General features: G+C 44.2%; 11 protein-coding genes. 6 read left to right on the top strand and 5 right to left on the bottom strand.

Annotation, left to right across the window (positions count from 1 at the left end; genetic code table 11):
* Positions 1-145: 145 nt before the first annotated feature.
* The 6 genes from GC093_RS35350 (at position 146) to GC093_RS35325 (ending at position 8,049) form a co-directional block, all read left to right on the top strand.
* Entirely contained in the window at positions 146-2,014 is a 1,869-nt protein-coding gene (locus tag GC093_RS35350) for an ADP-ribosylglycohydrolase family protein (protein WP_171656657.1), read from the top strand.
* Between the two features lie 58 nt (positions 2,015-2,072).
* Entirely contained in the window at positions 2,073-3,413 is a 1,341-nt protein-coding gene (locus tag GC093_RS35345) for an ABC transporter substrate-binding protein (RefSeq protein WP_171656656.1), read from the top strand.
* 79 nt (positions 3,414-3,492) lie between these two features.
* Positions 3,493-4,362, top strand: coding sequence for a carbohydrate ABC transporter permease (locus tag GC093_RS35340; RefSeq protein WP_171656655.1), 870 nt, complete (start codon positions 3,493-3,495; stop codon positions 4,360-4,362).
* 95 nt (positions 4,363-4,457) lie between these two features.
* The gene (locus GC093_RS35335) at positions 4,458-5,246 is read left to right on the top strand and encodes a carbohydrate ABC transporter permease (RefSeq protein ID WP_171656654.1); all 789 of its coding nucleotides are present in this window, start codon (positions 4,458-4,460) and stop codon (positions 5,244-5,246) included.
* Between the two features lie 24 nt (positions 5,247-5,270).
* Positions 5,271-7,199: an ADP-ribosylglycohydrolase family protein gene (locus GC093_RS35330; RefSeq protein WP_171656653.1), complete on the top strand. Its 1,929-nt coding sequence runs from the start codon at positions 5,271-5,273 to the stop codon at positions 7,197-7,199.
* A gap of 16 nt (positions 7,200-7,215) precedes the next feature.
* Positions 7,216-8,049: an amidohydrolase family protein gene (locus tag GC093_RS35325; protein ID WP_171656652.1), complete on the top strand. Its 834-nt coding sequence runs from the start codon at positions 7,216-7,218 to the stop codon at positions 8,047-8,049.
* 74 nt (positions 8,050-8,123) lie between these two features.
* Here the strand turns inward: GC093_RS35325 and GC093_RS35320 are convergent, their stop codons facing one another.
* The 5 genes from GC093_RS35320 to GC093_RS35300 form a co-directional block, all read right to left on the bottom strand.
* Positions 8,124-9,779 carry an extracellular solute-binding protein gene (locus GC093_RS35320; protein WP_171656651.1) on the bottom strand — a complete coding sequence of 552 codons (1,656 nt, stop codon included), beginning with the start codon at positions 9,777-9,779 and terminating at the stop codon, positions 8,124-8,126.
* Between the two features lie 56 nt (positions 9,780-9,835).
* Positions 9,836-10,714 carry a carbohydrate ABC transporter permease gene (locus tag GC093_RS35315; RefSeq protein ID WP_171656650.1) on the bottom strand — a complete coding sequence of 293 codons (879 nt, stop codon included), beginning with the start codon at positions 10,712-10,714 and terminating at the stop codon, positions 9,836-9,838.
* A 12-nt stretch (positions 10,715-10,726) separates the two neighbouring features.
* Positions 10,727-11,623 carry an ABC transporter permease gene (locus GC093_RS35310; protein WP_246315846.1) on the bottom strand — a complete coding sequence of 299 codons (897 nt, stop codon included), beginning with the start codon at positions 11,621-11,623 and terminating at the stop codon, positions 10,727-10,729.
* Positions 11,624-11,823: 200 nt separating this feature from the next.
* Positions 11,824-14,136 carry a helix-turn-helix domain-containing protein gene (locus tag GC093_RS35305; RefSeq protein ID WP_171656648.1) on the bottom strand — a complete coding sequence of 771 codons (2,313 nt, stop codon included), beginning with the start codon at positions 14,134-14,136 and terminating at the stop codon, positions 11,824-11,826.
* 121 nt (positions 14,137-14,257) lie between these two features.
* Positions 14,258-16,564, bottom strand: a complete 2,307-nt coding sequence (locus tag GC093_RS35300) for a glycoside hydrolase family 95 protein (protein ID WP_171656647.1) — start codon at positions 16,562-16,564, stop codon at positions 14,258-14,260.
* Positions 16,565-16,842: the final 278 nt, after the last annotated feature.

Here is a 16,842-nt window from a genome sequence, read left to right as displayed (position 1 = left end):
ATTCCTTTTGTCATGAGGCTATGTTAACACCTTAACAAGTCAAGGATAAAAGAATTTATAATCTTAAGATCGTCAATGTTCTTTCTTTATCCAAATTGGTAAATTGGTGTTGGGTAAACAAATCAGATGCTATGGAGGATGAAGGATGGGAATCAGCAAGCTAAACGAGAAAGAATATTACCGAAAGATTTACGGTGGGTGGTTAGGGAAAAATATAGGCGGTACATTGGGCTACCCTGTTGAGGGAAGGATGGAACTGCTCGATTTGACTTATTATCCTCAATTGTCTGAAGGGCCGCTGCCAAATGATGATTTGGATCTGCAAATCGTTTGGCTGCATGCACTGGAACAATACGGTGCCCGCCTGACTGCTACAGAACTGGGTCAAGAATGGATGGAGCATGTATTTTTCCCGTTTGATGAATACGGTTATGGGCTGGCCAATTTACGCAGAGGACTCATCCCTCCTGTAGCGGGTTGGTTTAACAATCCTTTTGCAGATTGCATGGGTTCGCCTATCCGCTCGGAGATATGGGCGATGATTGCTCCAGGCTGTCCGGGTGTAGCCGCTTATTATGCGTATCAGGATGCTATTGTCGATCATGCCGGGGGCGAAGGTGTATACGGAGAAATGTTTTTTGCGGCCATTGAGAGCGCAGCCTTTTTTGAGTCAGACCGTGACCAGCTCATTCAAATCGGTTTAACCTACATCCCAGATGAGAGTCGCACTGCGAAAGCGGTGAACGCTTTGCTGGAGTGGCATAAGGAAGGGAGAACTTGGACAGAGGCTAGGGAGCTCATCTTAGAGCATCATGGACACCCCAATTTTACAGATGCGCCCCAGAATATCGCTTTCACCTTGTTAGGCTGGCTGTATGGGGAAGATTTCGGTGATGCTATACTGAAAGCGGTTAATTGTGGATATGACACTGATTGTACAGCAGCGACACTTGGAGCTATTCTTGGTATTATTCTTGGACCTGAGAATCTGCCTGAGCGGTGGTTAAAGCCGGTGGGCGACCGAATCGCTGTCAACGCACCGATCAAAGGATTCCCGATTCCGCAAACGCTCGATGAGCTAACTACACGAACTCTTACAATAGGTAAGGAAGTAGCTGCGGTATGGAATATTCCTATAGAATTCGGGCAAGAGAAATCGACAACAGAGCTACAGCCTGAGCTGCTTGAATTTTATGACCCGCGTTGGCTTTGGACATACAGCTTTCAATCGAATCGGTATTTATTGCCGAAGGGCACGAAAAACAACATTGGGCTTGAACTGATCATAGATTACGGGAATCAAGGTCCTTCTATAGGGAAGGGACAGAGCAAGGATATCGCAGTAACCTTAATCAACCGCTCGACGGAAGCATGGGAGGGACTGCTGAGGCTTACTGTGCCTGAAGGTTGGAGTGGGCTTACGGAAGAAAAGCTTGACCTTAAGCCGAATCAAGAAATATCATGGACCCTGCAAGTAACGGCGAATGGGGAAATGAAAGCTTATTACCCGCTGCAACTTGAGGTTGTACGCAATCATGATAATCATTTCTGGAATTCAGAAACCGTACCATTCTATTTGGTCAGCGCATCGCATTGGAAATTAAACGGTCCTGAGAACAACGGATGGCAAGAGGCAATCATACCTGGAAATCGAATCGACTTTGCCGATGTGTTACAGACATCCGATGCGGGCTTGTATCGGGCGTCGACTACGCTGTACAATCCCGAAGCTAAGCAAATTCGATTAATCACGGCAACAGCTAGCCCGGTAAAAGCCTATTTAAACGGAAAATTGATTATCAATGACGACAATGAAACGGACTGCATGCCTGCCTTTCACCGCGCAATACCCTCGAAGCTGGTGGAGATCAAATTGCCTGCCGGGGAGCATCTGCTTGAGATCGAAGTGATGAAGGGGGAAGAACCTCTGGAGCTGTATGTACTGCCCGTTGCTGTCAAAAATACGAAAACACCGGGACCTTATTATTATTATACGGATGTTTTGTTTACTTAAAGCTTCGCGGATAGCAAGGCTGGCTATTGGTTAGGCAAAGAAAAGGAGCGCGATAATTTTGAAGAAAAGATCGATCGGTATTATCACTTCATTAACTTTAATCACTTCTGCATTGCTTTCAGCGTGTGGGGGAGGTTCGACATCACCTGGCGCGACCGGTAATCCGCCTGCCAAAACGGCAGGTCCAGTTACATTGAACTGGTGGTCCTGGAATCCGGATGAAAACAAAGCGAAATCCTACGTGGAAGCATTTAATGCCTCTCAAACTGATATTAAGGTGAATTTCAAGCGCTATGAATTTACAGACTACGTAAAAACGCTGAAGCTGGCCATGATTTCTGTAGATGAAGTAGATATCTTCGGCTTGCAGGCAGGGGCGATGGTCAAGGAATATAGTGAATTTACAGAAGATCTTACGCCTTATGCCAAGAAAGAGTGGGGTAATGATTGGCAAAAAAGGTTCTATGATTTGGGCCTAAAGCAATTGATGTCAGGGGAAAAAACTCCTGCTCTTCCTTGGTTTGTTTCTGCCGCAGGCTATCTGTTTTATAACAACACCATTATGGAAAAGGAAGGGCTTCAGCCTCCTAAAACCTATGCAGAATGGATTGAAGTAAGCAAAAAGCTACAGGCAAAAGGAATTACGCCTTATATACAGGGTGGCAAGGATGCTTGGCAAAACCTCGATATGTTCATTGCTTTGGCGAACGAATTCGATCCCGGTAAAATTTATGAAGCTGAAGAGGGAAAAGCGAAATGGACGGAAGCCGGTCTTGTCAAAGCGGCAACGGTGTGGAAGGAAATGTTCGAGAACGGCATTATGCAGAAGGGGGCTCTAGGCAGCGGCTTCTATCCGGATTCGTATGATAAATTCAACAAGGGTGAGGCAGCTATGACGTTGCTCGGAACTTGGAATGACAATCGGATGACCAAAACCATTCTGCAGACGCATCGCCAGAAATACGGTGTAACGGTTGATTATGAATTTATACCTGCGCCTTTTCCTGATATGAACGGAGACGGGAAAACGGGCAAGCTGTTCGGCGGCCCTGACGTTGCTCTGGCTATTAATAAAAACAGCAAGAACAAGGATGCTGCATGGAAGTTTATGAAATGGCTGGAGTCAGAGGATGGACAGAAGATTAATGCTAAATATTTGATGATGCCGGCTATTAAAGGAGTAGACGTTGATGACAGCGATGTCCTTACACAGAAGCAGAAGGATAACCTGAAGCAGCAAATGAAAGATTTGGAAAACAGCTTGGGCAGAAGAGAGCTGATTTATCCGGAAGTGAAGTCGGCGCTTGGAGACGCTCTGCAAATGATTGCTACCGGCAAAACCTCGCCTGAGGAAGGAATGAAGTACGTACAGGCAGCCTCGGAGAAAACAAGCCGTTAACCGGTGTTTACCTCTCACCGAAATCCGCTGTAGGGCGGATTTCGGTGGGAACCAGTATGTCGTAGGGGGATCCAATCAGATGAATCTAAAGCTGCACCGATGGATGAATATTTTGTATACACTGCCGATTTTTTTGTTTCTTGGGGTGTTTATTTACTATTCTTTATTCGATACCTTTCTCACAAGCTTATACAAATGGAACGGAATCAGTAAAGACAAGACGTTTATCGGATTTAACAATTACATACAACTATTCACAGATCCAATTTTTTATCAGGCTATCCGCAATACGTTTGTATATATGGTTATAACCATAGTTGTACAAATGCTTCTTGGACTTTTTATCGCGCTGCTCTTGAAAACGAATGTAAAGCTGAAAACTTTATATAAAATTATTTTTTTCCTGCCCGTTGTTTTATCCCATTCGGTCGTATCCTATGTGTTCAGACATATATACGATGCGAATGACGGGAGTCTTAACCGTGCTCTTGAGGCGATAGGCTTTGACGCTTTGGCGTTGTCTTGGCTGGCTGACCCTGATATCGCGCTTTATTCGATCATTGTCATTAATATTTGGGCTTGGACTGGATTTAGCTTCATCATGTATTACGCGGCATTAACTTTAATCGACAAAGAGCTGTATGAAGCCGCCAAAATCGATGGTGCAAGCCCGTTCCGCACCGTAGCCAGCATTACGTTTCCCTTGCTGAGGTCTACCCATTTTTCATTGATTATTCTTGGCGTTATTGGCTCGTTAAAGCAGTTTGATTATGTATTTCTGACAACCGGCGGCGGTCCTGGCAGGTCAACGGAATTGCTGTCCACGTACATCTATAAAAAGGCGATATTGGAATATAATGCGGGCTATTCGTCAACAATGGCTGTCATTCTGTTAGTGCTTGCTTTGCTGATAACCGTCATTCAACTACGCGCTTACCGCAATCCATAGTGCTGTTGCTTGCGATGCTGGTTACTTTAAAGCGCAAAACTCAGACTAGGCTTACGATGCAGGTTTCACCAAAGCGAAACCTTTAGGAGGATCACATGTTAACAGATTCCAGTAAAAAAACAACGATTATTGCACAATTGATCCTGACTGTCCTGGCTGCTGTGTTCGCTACCCCGTTGGTCATCATGCTCATGGTTTCATTTCAAGGTGAGGGGCTCGGCAATTATATCGCTGTATTGACACATCCTGCGATACCACGGTTTTTCCTGAACAGTTTGATTGTTTCCGTATGCACCATTGTGCTTGTATTTTGCATCACCTTGCTTGCTGCTTATGCTTTCTCCAAGCTGGAGATCCCGGCAAAAGGGGCATTATTCAATCTCATTCTGATGGGTTTGATGATTCCTTCAGTTGCCCTAATAGTGCCGTTGTTTCTCATTGTAAAAAATTTAGGTCTGTTTAATAATTATTTCTCATTAATCGGTCCGATTTGCGCCTTTACGCTGCCGTTTACACTGCTTCTCTCCAAAAATTTTATGGATGATTTACCGAACCAGCTGCTGGATGCCGCACGGATCGATGGTTGCGGATCGTTTAAAGCTCTGTTGTTTATCATTGCCCCGTTATGCAAACCAATGTCCGTAGTGGTCATCATTTGGGGATTCCTGAATTCGTGGAATGAATACTTTTTGGCGCTTGTTTTTATGAGAAAAGAATCGATGCAGACGATAACACAGGCACCGCAATTTTTCACGGATGCTTATTCGTCGGATACCGGTAAAATTTTTGCGGCGCTAGTATTGATCAGCATTCCGGTAGTTGTCCTTTATTTGAGCTTACAGAAATACTTCGAAGACGGGATGACTACAGGTTCCATAAAATAAATCTGGAAGCGGGGATAACATTAAATGAGGACGATTAGCTATAATCTTTATTATGATAAAGTATACGGTGGTTGGATTGGTAAATGCATTGGCGGAAATATCGGGGCTTGCGTGGAGAACAATAAATATTTGATGGATTTGCAGGAACACGAGGTGTTCCCGGAGGAAATACCGCCTAACGACGATTTGGACCTTCAACTGCTGTGGCTGCAAGTATTGGAGAATAAAGGCGTACATCTTACCGGCAAGGATTTGGCGGAGGCATGGCTCAAGCACTGCTGGTATCCTTTTAATGAATACGGTTACTTTTTGCATAATTATCAAAGACAAATTCATCCTCCGATTTCTGGCGCCTTTAACAACCATTATTTTGCAGAGTCCATGGGGTCTCCTATACGCTCGGAAATATGGGGGATGATCTCGGTAGGCAATGCTGAGCTGGCTAAAGCTTATGCTTACGAGGATGCGACGCTGGATCATGAGACGGAGTCGGTTTGGGGCGAGCAAATGCTGGCGGTTATGGAAGCGGAGGCTTTCTTCGAGGATGATATTGACCGACTCATCGAAATCGGTCTCGGGCATATTCCCGCTGACAGCAGGCTCTATCAATGCATCAGGTACATTCAACGGCTGCACAATGAGAAAGTGGAATGGACAATAGCGAGGCAGCGGCTGCTGGAGCAATTCGGACATCCTGATGCTTCCAAAGCCGTGCAAAATATAGGCATTACCATGCTTGCCCTGCTGTTCGGCGAAGGTGATTTTGCCCAAACGCAGATGATCAGTCTCAACTGCGGCTATGATACGGATTGTACCTGCGCAACGGCAGGCGCGATCTTCGGTATTATGCATGGAGCTTCGCAGCTTCCTGAGCTGTGGAAAGGCCAAGCGAAGGATACATTTACCGTAGGCATTGATGTCGTACGACCTTCAGCGCTGATTTCTGATTTGGCGACTGATACGTGTAGGGTTGGCGTTGCTTTATCGCGGTCTTTAAATGCCGTTGTGTCCATACAGGATGTACCTGCCGACCTTGGGGTTGAACAGATACCCATTGCAAGAGAACCGGAAGAAATCACAATAGACATTGATTATTTAGGAGTTCCAGCTGTAGGTTACGGTGAGATTAAGCAAGCTTCGCTCAACCTTACTAATAACACAGCTGTACCTAAACAAGGAAGAATACTTCTATCTGTTCCAGATGGGTTTGAAATTAGCCCTCAAGAGGTTCATCTCACTCTCGGCGCAGGAGAAAGCTTTGCTCAGCGGGTAACCATTTGTATTCCGGAAAAGACAACGATTATTCCATCGGGAATTCCTGTGAGCGTTGTTTACGAAGTAGGTGGAACGGCAGCAGGGAGAGTCGAATTTGGTCTCGCCGGTTCGCAGCCCTATTATGTAATCGGGCCTTTCTGGGATTTGTATGATACGAAAGTGCATGATAGCTGCCCGTTCTACGATCCTGTTCACAACAGAAAGTCGCGTCCGAGAGGGCCAGCCAGCTTTAATAATTATGTAAACATGGAGAAGGCTTATATGGATGAAGCCTCTTTTGAACAACTGCCAACCGGAGGAAAGCACTTTAATGCTCCAGAGCACAAAATCAACGTTGAAGATTGGTTCGGTATGGCGGGCCCGGCTTGCTTTTATCTGATTCAGGATATTGATTCACCGGAAGAACGGGATGTACGAATCATGGTAGGGAATAATAATGGCTTTAAATTGTGGGTCAATAATAAGCTTGTCGAACAAAGCAGTGAAGCTTGCTTCTGGATGCCGTATAATCATGATATTCCGGTTCATTTGCGCAAAGGAAGAAACCGGATTGTCGCGAAGCTGGTCCGAGTAGGGGAGAAGCTGGATTACAGCTTCGGCATAGCAGAATCGGTGCCGCACAGCCCAAGACATTTTAGCTGGGTTAATGGTTTGAGCAGTGTCGTGATTACCCCTTAAGGAGGTGGAATAACTAGTGCGTATTGATGCTCATCAGCACTATTGGATCACGGAGCGCGGAGACTACGGATGGTTAACGCCGGATAAAGGCATATTGTTCGCTGATTATTTGCCTGAGCAATTGGATGAACAGCTGCAGCGTTATGGATTTGAGCGTACGATTGTTGTACAGGCGGCGCCAACGATGGAAGAGACGGAATTCATGCTTTCCTTATATGAGAAGTATGACAGCATTGCTGGAGTTGTCGGATGGCTTGATCTGGATTCGCCGGATTTTGCGAGCCATTATACAAGACTTCGCAGGCACAAAGGCTTTGTCGGCTTTCGGCCGATGATTCAGGATCTGCCTGATCCATGGATTTTAAGAAAGACGGTTATGAATAATCTGGAACTGATTGCTAACGATCAGTTTCCCATAGACTTACAACTTAGACCGCGTCATCTTCCTTACATGCTGGAAGCTCTTCAAGCCTACCCTAATTTGACAGCGGTTGTGGATCATGCGGCCAAACCGTTTATAGAAGAGGGAATTTTGGAGCCTTGGAAATCACATATGACGATGTTAGCTGCGTATCCCAATGTTATGTGCAAGCTTTCGGGTCTGGTTACCGAAGCAGATCAATTATCGTGGAAGACCGAGAATTTAGTACCGTATGTACATCATATTGTACAGATATTCGGTAAAGAGCGAATCATGTATGGAAGCGACTGGCCAGTGTGCTTAACGACCTGCAGCTATGGCGAAGTATACGACGCATTGCAAGGGGCTCTGCCGGAAGGCTTGTCCCCGGATGATTATGAAGCAATTTTTGGTGGTAACGCGAGTCGCTTTTACAAGCTTGATATCTAGTAACTAGTAAAAATACCGCCAAACCTCAGATCAGAGGCGTGGCGGTATTTTTACTACAGGTCTAGCTCATAATTTTACTTCCTTGCATTGAAACGATCGAAAGCAGTTTGATAAATCTTGTTGGCTTCATCAATACCCATGCTTTTCAGCCTTTTTTGGAATTCATCAATTTTACTTACCGGATCGGCACCCATAATAATTCTAAGAACCGTTTCTTGTTTATACGTATTGATATCGCTCATAATCGAGCCCAGCTTGGAGCTTTCATCCGTTGTTAAGCTAAGCGATGTTGTAGTATTCAAAGAAGTATCTGCGCTCGCAAAAGTTTTGATAGATTCCTGTTGTTCTGGGAACGGCAAGGAAATTGCGCTCCAAGCGTCGTATTCCATTACTTTTGTATGACCAAAGACAGGTGTCGCGTAGCGATAAATGGCTTGTTGAGGTGATTTGCCATCTTTGCTTTTCATAATATCTTCTGAATAGGATTTCTTGCCATCTTTAACTACATAGCTTTTGCCTTCGATACCCCAGTTTAGAAGCGCCTGACCTTCTTCTGAGTACATGTAGTCAATGAGCCTAACGATTTCTTTAGGGTACTTGGAGCTCTTAGTTACGATAGCTGAAAGGCCGACCTTTTGAATAGTGGAAGCTGAATAGTTATAAGCTTTTCCACCTGGGCCGATCGGAGGCTTAACCCCGACTAATGAAAAACTTGGGTTTTTGGTTCTGGCCGCTGTTGTCGTGTTACCGATGATAGATCCAAGCGAACCATAAGTAGTTCCAACCAATTCATTTTGCAGCTTTGTTGTTAAACCTTTAGCATCTGTGGAAGCAAATTCGGAATCGATCAGTCCTTCTTTGTACCAGGAAGCCATTGTTGTCAGGTAATCCTTGTATTGGGGCTGCATAGGCCCGTAAAGCAGCTTGCCACTGGCAGGGTCCTTATAAAATCCATCCAGTATTCCCCAAGCAGCGGTGAATTCGGACATTCCGCTTCCGACCCCTCCAAGCGCTGTTCCACTCGGACTTTTAGCAATGCTGTAAGGAATCTCATCGGCCTTGCCGTTGCCATTAGGATCCTTTTCTTTAAAAGCCTTCAATACAGTATGCCATTCGTCAATTGTTGTCGGCGGCTTCAAACCAAGCTTATCCAACCAATCTTTACGGGTAATCAAACCGTTGTAGCTTGTTCTCATAGGATCGGGATCCAATTGGAAAAACGCTGGGTAAGTCCCGTCATCCAGGGTTACGATTTTTTTTAAATCCGGGTTTTTATCGATCGTTTTTTTGTAGTTAACGGCATACTTGTCCATATAATCGTTCAGCTTGATCGCGATACCATCATTAATCAGTCCTGTTAAGCCTCTAGGAACCGTTCCCCAGTCCCAGAATACAACATCCGGATAATCGCCTGAAGCCAGCATAACATTCAACGCATCGGGTGTATTGGGAGGGTGTACGAATTCAATATGAATTCCCGTCCTTTTTTCCAGCTCTTTAAACGCTTCCATTTCTCCCATGCTTTTCAATTCAGTTTCTACGTAATTTCGTTGATACCATTTGATAGTGATCGGTTTTTGCGTGATTGGCATCGTTAATGTTTCTGGAGCACCCTTATCCGATGTTGCGGGTGTGTTGACTGCTTCTTTGCCGCCGCTGGAGCAGCCAGCGAGTGCACCGCCTAACAGAACACAAGCCAATAATGAGCTTACTGTTTTTCTTACTATCATGAGAAATTTCCCCCTACACTTTTTAGTTTATATACCTGAAAGGATGTCACTATGGCTTAGCCTTTGATGGCGCCGATCATAACGCCCTTGGCAAAGTACTTTTGCAGAAAAGGATACACAAGCAGCACGGGAATAGTTGCAACCATAATGGTCGTATATTTGATGACTTCGCTCATGTCCTGACCTTTTTGGTCAACTCCAAGGGATACCATCATGTCATCGGTGCTGTTGCCAATCAATATATTTCGGAGAACAAGCTGCAAAGGAAATAGCTCCGGCTTGTTCAAGTAAATAGAAGCATTAAACCACGCATTCCAGTGACCAACGCCGTAATACAAAATCATTACTGAAATCACCGGCATGGATAATGGGATAATAATTTTGAGTAAAATAACCCAATCACCTGCACCATCAAGCTTCGCTGATTCCTCCAAGCTCTCCGGGATCGATTGAAAATAAGTTCTCATAATAATCAGATTCATCGTACTGATCAAGCCCGGTAAAACAATGGCACCCATTGTATTTAATAGTCCCAAGCCTTTTATCATAAGATAGGTTGGAATCAAGCCTCCGCTAAAGAACATCGTAAACACGATGAACATCATGACATGGTTTCGTAGCATAACTCCTCTGCGTGAAAGCGCATATGCCATTAATGAAGTCACAATGATATTCAAGGTAGTGCCTACAACTACGTAGATTAGAGTGTTCTTGTAGCCGGTTATAATCAAATTATTACTGAGCACAAGCTTGTAAGCTTCCCATTGGATGCCACGCGGAAATAACAGTAAACCACTGTGGCCTGCAAGCTCCGAAGGGCTGCTGATGGAAGCGAAAGCTACGTGCAAAAATGGATATAACGTCGCAATTGTCAGTAAACCAAGGATGATGACATTCGTTGTGTCAAAAAGAGTCTCGCCAATATTTCGTTTCACATGTTCCACTCCCTACCATAAGCTCGAGTCCGAATATTTTCGGCTTAATTTATTGGCCCCAATCAGCAGGACAAAATTAATGAGGGAATTGAATAACCCGATAGCTGCGCTGTAGCTATAATTGGCATCAACTATACCTTTTCGAAAAACAAAGGAAGATATGACATCAGCTGTTGCGTAAGTGGAAGGGTTATACAGCAGGATGACCTTCTCGAATCCCACGTCCATCATATGGCCAATTCTCAGTATGAGCAAAATGATAATGGTCGGCATAATACCCGGCAGTGTGACACTCAGCATCTGTCTAAAGCGGCCGGCACCGTCTATATTTGCTGCATCGTACTGCTCTTGATCGATTCCTGATAACGCGGCCAAATAAATAATCGAGCCCCATCCGATCTCCTGCCATATGCCGGAGCTGACAAAAATCGTCCGAAATAGATCCTCATTCATCAGCAAGTTTGCTCGGGTCCCCCCAAACCATTCGATGATATCGTTGATCAATCCGTTTTTGGAAGTGAAATCAACAATCAAACCGGATATAACCATTACAGATACAAAGTGAGGTAAATAAGTTAACGTTTGAACCGTTCTTTTAAACCATAGCTTTCGCACCTCATTCAACAACAAAGCCAAAATGATCGGTGCGGGGAAACCAAATAATAAGGAATAGAAATTAATTAATAGGGTGTTTTTAATGATTCGCAAAAAATAATAACTATTGAAGAAGTCTTGAAAATGCTTGAACCCTATCCACTCGCTGCCCCATATACCGGCCACAGGTGTGAAATGTTTAAAGGCTATCGTAGCTCCGTACATGGGAATATAGTGAAATACGATATAATACAAAATCCCTGGAAGCATCATTAGATAAATGTACTTATTCCTCAGAAGATCCTTGCTGAGCATTTGAAGCTTTGTAGGCTCTGCACGTCGCTGATTGAATACTTCCGTGGTTGCTTCCTTGCGGGTTACCTCCATAACCTTTACCTCCATTCCTTATCTATCGCTGCATGAGGTTTATCATAAAGAAGTCGCAGAAATCGGTAAAGAATCAATACTTCTAGGCGTTGATTATATTTGTGGTAAACATTATATTATCTTCATTATCAATTCTTACGATCGGTTAAAGTGCTTTTATCCCTGTATTCACCAGGCGTCATTCCAACGTATTTTTTAAAATTTCGAATCAAAACGACGTTGTTGGAATAGCCTACTTTGGTTGCGATTTCCTGGAGTGATACGGACTGCTCCACTAGAATCGTTTTGGCGGCTTCAACTCTTAGCTTGTTTACATAATTCAGGAAGTTTTCCCCACTTTGTTCTTTGAATAATCCGGATAAATAGGTCGAGCTCAGGTTGAAAACATCGGCTACTTTCGTCAAGCTGAGATTGGGGTCTGCATAATTTTCTTGTAAATAAGCCGTGATGCGATCCTCCAAATGGTTGCTGTTCTTTTTCTTATCCTCATGGATATGCTGACAAATTTGCTCGTAAATCCACAAAAGTGTTGCCTGCATTTCTTGTATGGTGCGACTGGAAATAAGCCGTTCATAAGGCTGCGGACCATCGGCAAAAATCTTTTCGAAATCCATAACGGAAGAATTCAACACCTTAATAGATGTACCCATCATGTCAAAAAACAAGCAGCGCGCCATTTCCAAAGGCAATTGACCGGATACAAAATTCATTTCGTAAACATCATTCATTATTTCGCGAACTTTTTTGATGTCGCCGTGTTTGATGCTGCTAATGAGCAGCTCCTCCGTTTGTATCGGATATACATAAGTTTGCGGTTTATGCATCGCTTTAATTTCATCAAAGCTTATAATGCTGCTGTATCCCCGTATGATTTGATATTCCATCGCTCGGGAAGCCTCTAGATAGGAGTGATAAATGCCCTCCAGCTTATCATGAATATCCCCGATACTAACCGTGATCGTATTATTAAACTTAGCTCCAATAAACTCCAAAGCTTTTATAGCGACCTCATGTAAACTTTGTCGAACGGCATCGCTCTCATCACTCAAGTTGATTAACAGAGCTACGCGGTCAACATCCAAATCTACGGCATACGAGGGGCCCAATTCCCTGCCCAGGTGCTCCAGCACATTACTGATTACAAATTTAGACAAATTGAGTTCCTTAAGCTTGCTTTCGTGATATTGATCCACATGAACTATAATTACACTGAAATAAGGGGCATTAAATTGTATACCGATGTCTTCGAAGGAGTTTTCCTCGTCAGTGATGCTACCCTTCATTAAGGTTAAAAGCATGTTGGAACGCATTACAGGCATCTGCCTTTGCATAGCATGCAAGAAATTCTCATTTTCCTTAAAAGCGTTGTCAGCAATCCATTCAATTTGTTTGAGCTCGTTAGCTGCATCAGTTGGAACAGCCCTCATTTTTGCTGAAAAAGCATCAGCTAATTTTTTTATCGGCCTGTACTTTCCTTTAGCCAGGATAAAGGCTAGGGCGATGCCAGCGGTAATCAAACCAATCGTTACTAAGATGACTAAATCGGTAATTCTTTTTAAATCATTCTTTATGAATTCAACGGATGTAATCGACACGTATTGCCTTTCACGGTAGGTTGAATGAATACTCGAAACAAGATACTGCTGGTTGTCCACGTGGATACGAGAGCTTTGATGATTGAGCAGCTCTTCTTTAGGTATGGATAATAGGGATGGATCCCCAATTCCAAATATGGTGTGGCCGGAACGATCCAGAACATACAGATTACCTAACGCCGAGGGTCCGTTGGAAAGAAGCTTCTCTACTTTCTTTTCATCAATGGTAATCACGATAGTGGCCACTGGTTGTTTGAGAGAGCCTTGATATACGGATTGCAGCAGACTAATGACATGGTTTGGATCAGATGCTTCGCTTTGCGTAATTTGAGATGTTCTATACTCCAGATTGTGGTTTTGATTGATTGAATATTTCCAGTCATCGAACCCCCAGTCTGCATATCGATATACATATTTATGAAAATCAGAGGCCGTAGATTTAGCGGTTTCCGTTATTACAGAATTCGAATTCGGAAAATATATATAAATGCCATAAATGAAGCTATTCGTTTTCTTATAGTTGGATAAGGTTTCAATCAACTTGCTCATATTGTATTTATCTACGGCATCCATATTTTCGGATACATTAATAAAACGCTGTACTTGAGTGTCCAGCGAAAGATTTATCGTCATTTCTTCAATACTTTGCAAACGGTCGTCTAACACCCGTTGAGATTGTTTTAGTAAAGACAAGTTATACGCTTCGGTTTCCTTATTGATCAAGTTAGAATATTGAAAATAACTGAAGGTTTCAATTAACAGGGGGATAATAAGCATGAGCAAATAGGAGAATAAAATACTTGAATACATCGTACGGCGATTAAACCATTTTTTTAATATGTTCATATTCAACTTCCTCGCTGTGCTGTTTTACTTAATTAAAATCTTAAAGACCAACCCCTGTATATGGTTCAGGAGTTGGTCTTACCTTTGGCTCAAAGCTTTACGAGACGCCTATTCATACAATTTAAGCAACAACTCTAATTTCATATATTGCGCCTGATTCGGTCATAAATTCGGTCTCTCCGGATGACAATTTCTTGAGGGCAACCGGCTGTCCTTCATATGAAACATGAATATCGAATGGCGCCTGAATCACGCAGAGTCCTCCTGCCATAGATCGGAGTTCCGCAAGCTCTAGCTGGTTATCCTGCCAACGAAGCGAAACCTCATAACCGCCACGTGCCCGCAAGCCTCTGACATATCCGTTAGTCCAGGAGGTTGGCAGCGCCGGAAGCAGCTGGAGGGCTCCTTCATGCGATTGGAGCAGCATCTCCGCGATACCTGCGGTTGCGCCTAAGTTGCCGTCTATTTGGAAAATAAGCGGCGGATGAAGATCGAGCATGTTGTCTGCTGTGCTGACACGCAGCAGCTTGGTGATCATTTCATTGGATCGGTCACCTTCTCCAAATCGTGCCCACAAGCTGATAATCCAGGCCAGACTCCAGCCCGTTCCGCCGCCGCCGTACTCCAACCGACGTTCTAAGGCAACTCTTGCCGCATCGGACCATTTCTCCTCGCGCAGCAGCTGGTGATCCGGGTAAATCCCGAATAGATGGGATAGGTGGCGATGCCCGGGATCGAACTCTTCATTGTCCTCGTCCCATTCTTGAAGCTGTCCATATTTCCCGATCTTAGGCTCAGGCAATCTGCTGCCGGCCTCTTTCCATTCGTTTCGCAGCTGCTCATCCACTTGCAATATGTCGGCAGCTTCTATGCACCGTTCAAAAAGTCCTTTGGCAATCTGTACATCCATCGCTGGATCCATACAAATTCGTCCGGTTTGCCCATTAGGAAGCCGGAATATGTTTTCGGGAGAAACAGTGGGGCCGATATGTGGATTCCCTTGCTCATCCTTAACCATGAAATCCAAAATAAATAGAGCGGCTTCCTTCATTAAAGGATAAGCACGGGTTGCCAGAAACTCCTTGTCCAGGCTATACGTATAATGCTCCCATAGATGATAACATAACCAGGCCGCACCCATCTGCCATAATCCAGCCCGTGCAAAGTCGGTCGGAGCCGTATCTCCCCATAGGTCGGTATTGTGATGACACATGAAGCCGCGGGAATTGTACTGTACTCGCGCTGTTTCACGGCCATTAGGCAGCATGATATCCAAATGATCAAATAAAGGGAAGTGCAGCTCTGACAGGTTGCATACTTCCGCAGGCCAGTAATTCATCTGGATATTAATATTAATGGTATATTTCGAATCCCATGAAGGGACGTAGCTGTCATTCCAGATTCCTTGCAGGTTGGCGGGGATTGTACCCGGACGGCTGCTTGCGATCAACAGATAACGTCCATAATGGAAGAACAGTGTCACCAGCCCAAGATCCTCTCCGCCGTTTCTGACAAGGGCGAGACGCTCATCTGTCGGAAGGTTATGCAAATCACTAGTATTTTTTCCGGAAATCGACAGATCCATTCGATCAAACCATTGCCGATGCTCCGCAATATGTCGTTCACGCAAACGGTCATAGGAATGGCTTGCGGCATTCTGCAGCTCCTTCAAGCAGTGATCCCGATACTCCTTATGTCTGTAGTCGGTAGCGACCGTCAAAATCAAAGTGACGGAATTAGCAGCCTCTACGAAGATATGGTCTCCAAGAGTTCTGCTGCTTCCTCCCTCATGAATAACTTTCAATTTAACATGAAACCGCGTTCCCCATACCCCGCATTGCCCGTCCATGCAGACAGAATCCGGACCTTCAATTTCCGTAAGAGCGTCAAATTTACGGAATAAATTCGCGCCAACACGGATTTGATTGGGTTGATCGGCTGTTAGCCTCACGATCAGTGCTTGATCGACAGCGCTGGAAAACACCTCTCTTGTGTACACGGTATTACCAATACGGTAGCTTATTTTGACAATGCCGGTTTCTAAATCCAGCTCGCGATAATAATTGGAGACTTCACTCTCCATTTGTCCAGGGAGAAATAAGTTGAGCTCGCCCAAGGTTTGATAAGGCGGCTGTCTTCGTGAAACTCCCATCATTCCCATATCGGCTATATCATGAGCTTCCTCTACTTGTCCTTCTTTAAGAAGTCGGCGGATTTCTTCGGCAGTGTGCTGAGAATCCGGATTGTTACGATTTTTCGGACCACGCGCCCAAACTGTATCCTCATTAAGTTGGATAACCTCACGGTTGATTTCACCATGGACCATTGCGCCGATCCGGCCGTTCCCAAGCGGGAGAGCTTGGAGCCAGCGTTTTGCCGGGTTACGGTAGAACAGCTTGGTCTCCTGATTGTGTTGACTTGAATTCATAGTGAATCCCCCTCAATTATGTATAATAGTAGTCAAAAATAAACGTTTACGCCAGTCATTCATTCCTATTTAAATGCAATACCTATTAGTGTAAAGAGTTTTTCACCTTAGAACAATAAACGATATACGTCTACATTTATACAAAACTAATATTTTTAGTGATACTTCTGAGGTGAGTGGAGTTTCCCGGGGGCTGTAAGAACGAGCAATGATTAGGCCAAACATGCTGCAAACTTTTCCATAAAGTTTTATTTACGCTACAATAGAAATAGGAAGAC

It is taken from the genome of Paenibacillus foliorum (assembly GCF_013141765.1).
GTDB lineage: Bacteria > Bacillota > Bacilli > Paenibacillales > NBRC-103111 > Paenibacillus_S > Paenibacillus_S foliorum.
Note: the sequence above shows the minus strand (reverse complement) of the source record. Positions and strands in the feature narration are given on the sequence as shown.

Bases quoted from the DNA above. Each gene is read 5' to 3' on its own strand.
- GC093_RS35350 (WP_171656657.1), top strand. From the start codon at position 146: ATGGGAATCAGCAAGCTAAACGAGAAAGAATATTACCGAAAGATTTAC.
- GC093_RS35340 (WP_171656655.1), top strand. From the start codon at position 3,493: ATGAATCTAAAGCTGCACCGATGGATGAATATTTTGTATACACTGCCG.
- GC093_RS35335 (WP_171656654.1), top strand. From the start codon at position 4,458: ATGTTAACAGATTCCAGTAAAAAAACAACGATTATTGCACAATTGATC.
- GC093_RS35330 (WP_171656653.1), top strand. From the start codon at position 5,271: ATGAGGACGATTAGCTATAATCTTTATTATGATAAAGTATACGGTGGT.
- GC093_RS35320 (WP_171656651.1), bottom strand. From the start codon at position 9,779: ATGATAGTAAGAAAAACAGTAAGCTCATTATTGGCTTGTGTTCTGTTA.
- GC093_RS35310 (WP_246315846.1), bottom strand. From the start codon at position 11,623: ATGCTCAGCAAGGATCTTCTGAGGAATAAGTACATTTATCTAATGATG.
- GC093_RS35305 (WP_171656648.1), bottom strand. From the start codon at position 14,136: ATGAACATATTAAAAAAATGGTTTAATCGCCGTACGATGTATTCAAGT.
- GC093_RS35300 (WP_171656647.1), bottom strand. From the start codon at position 16,564: ATGAATTCAAGTCAACACAATCAGGAGACCAAGCTGTTCTACCGTAAC.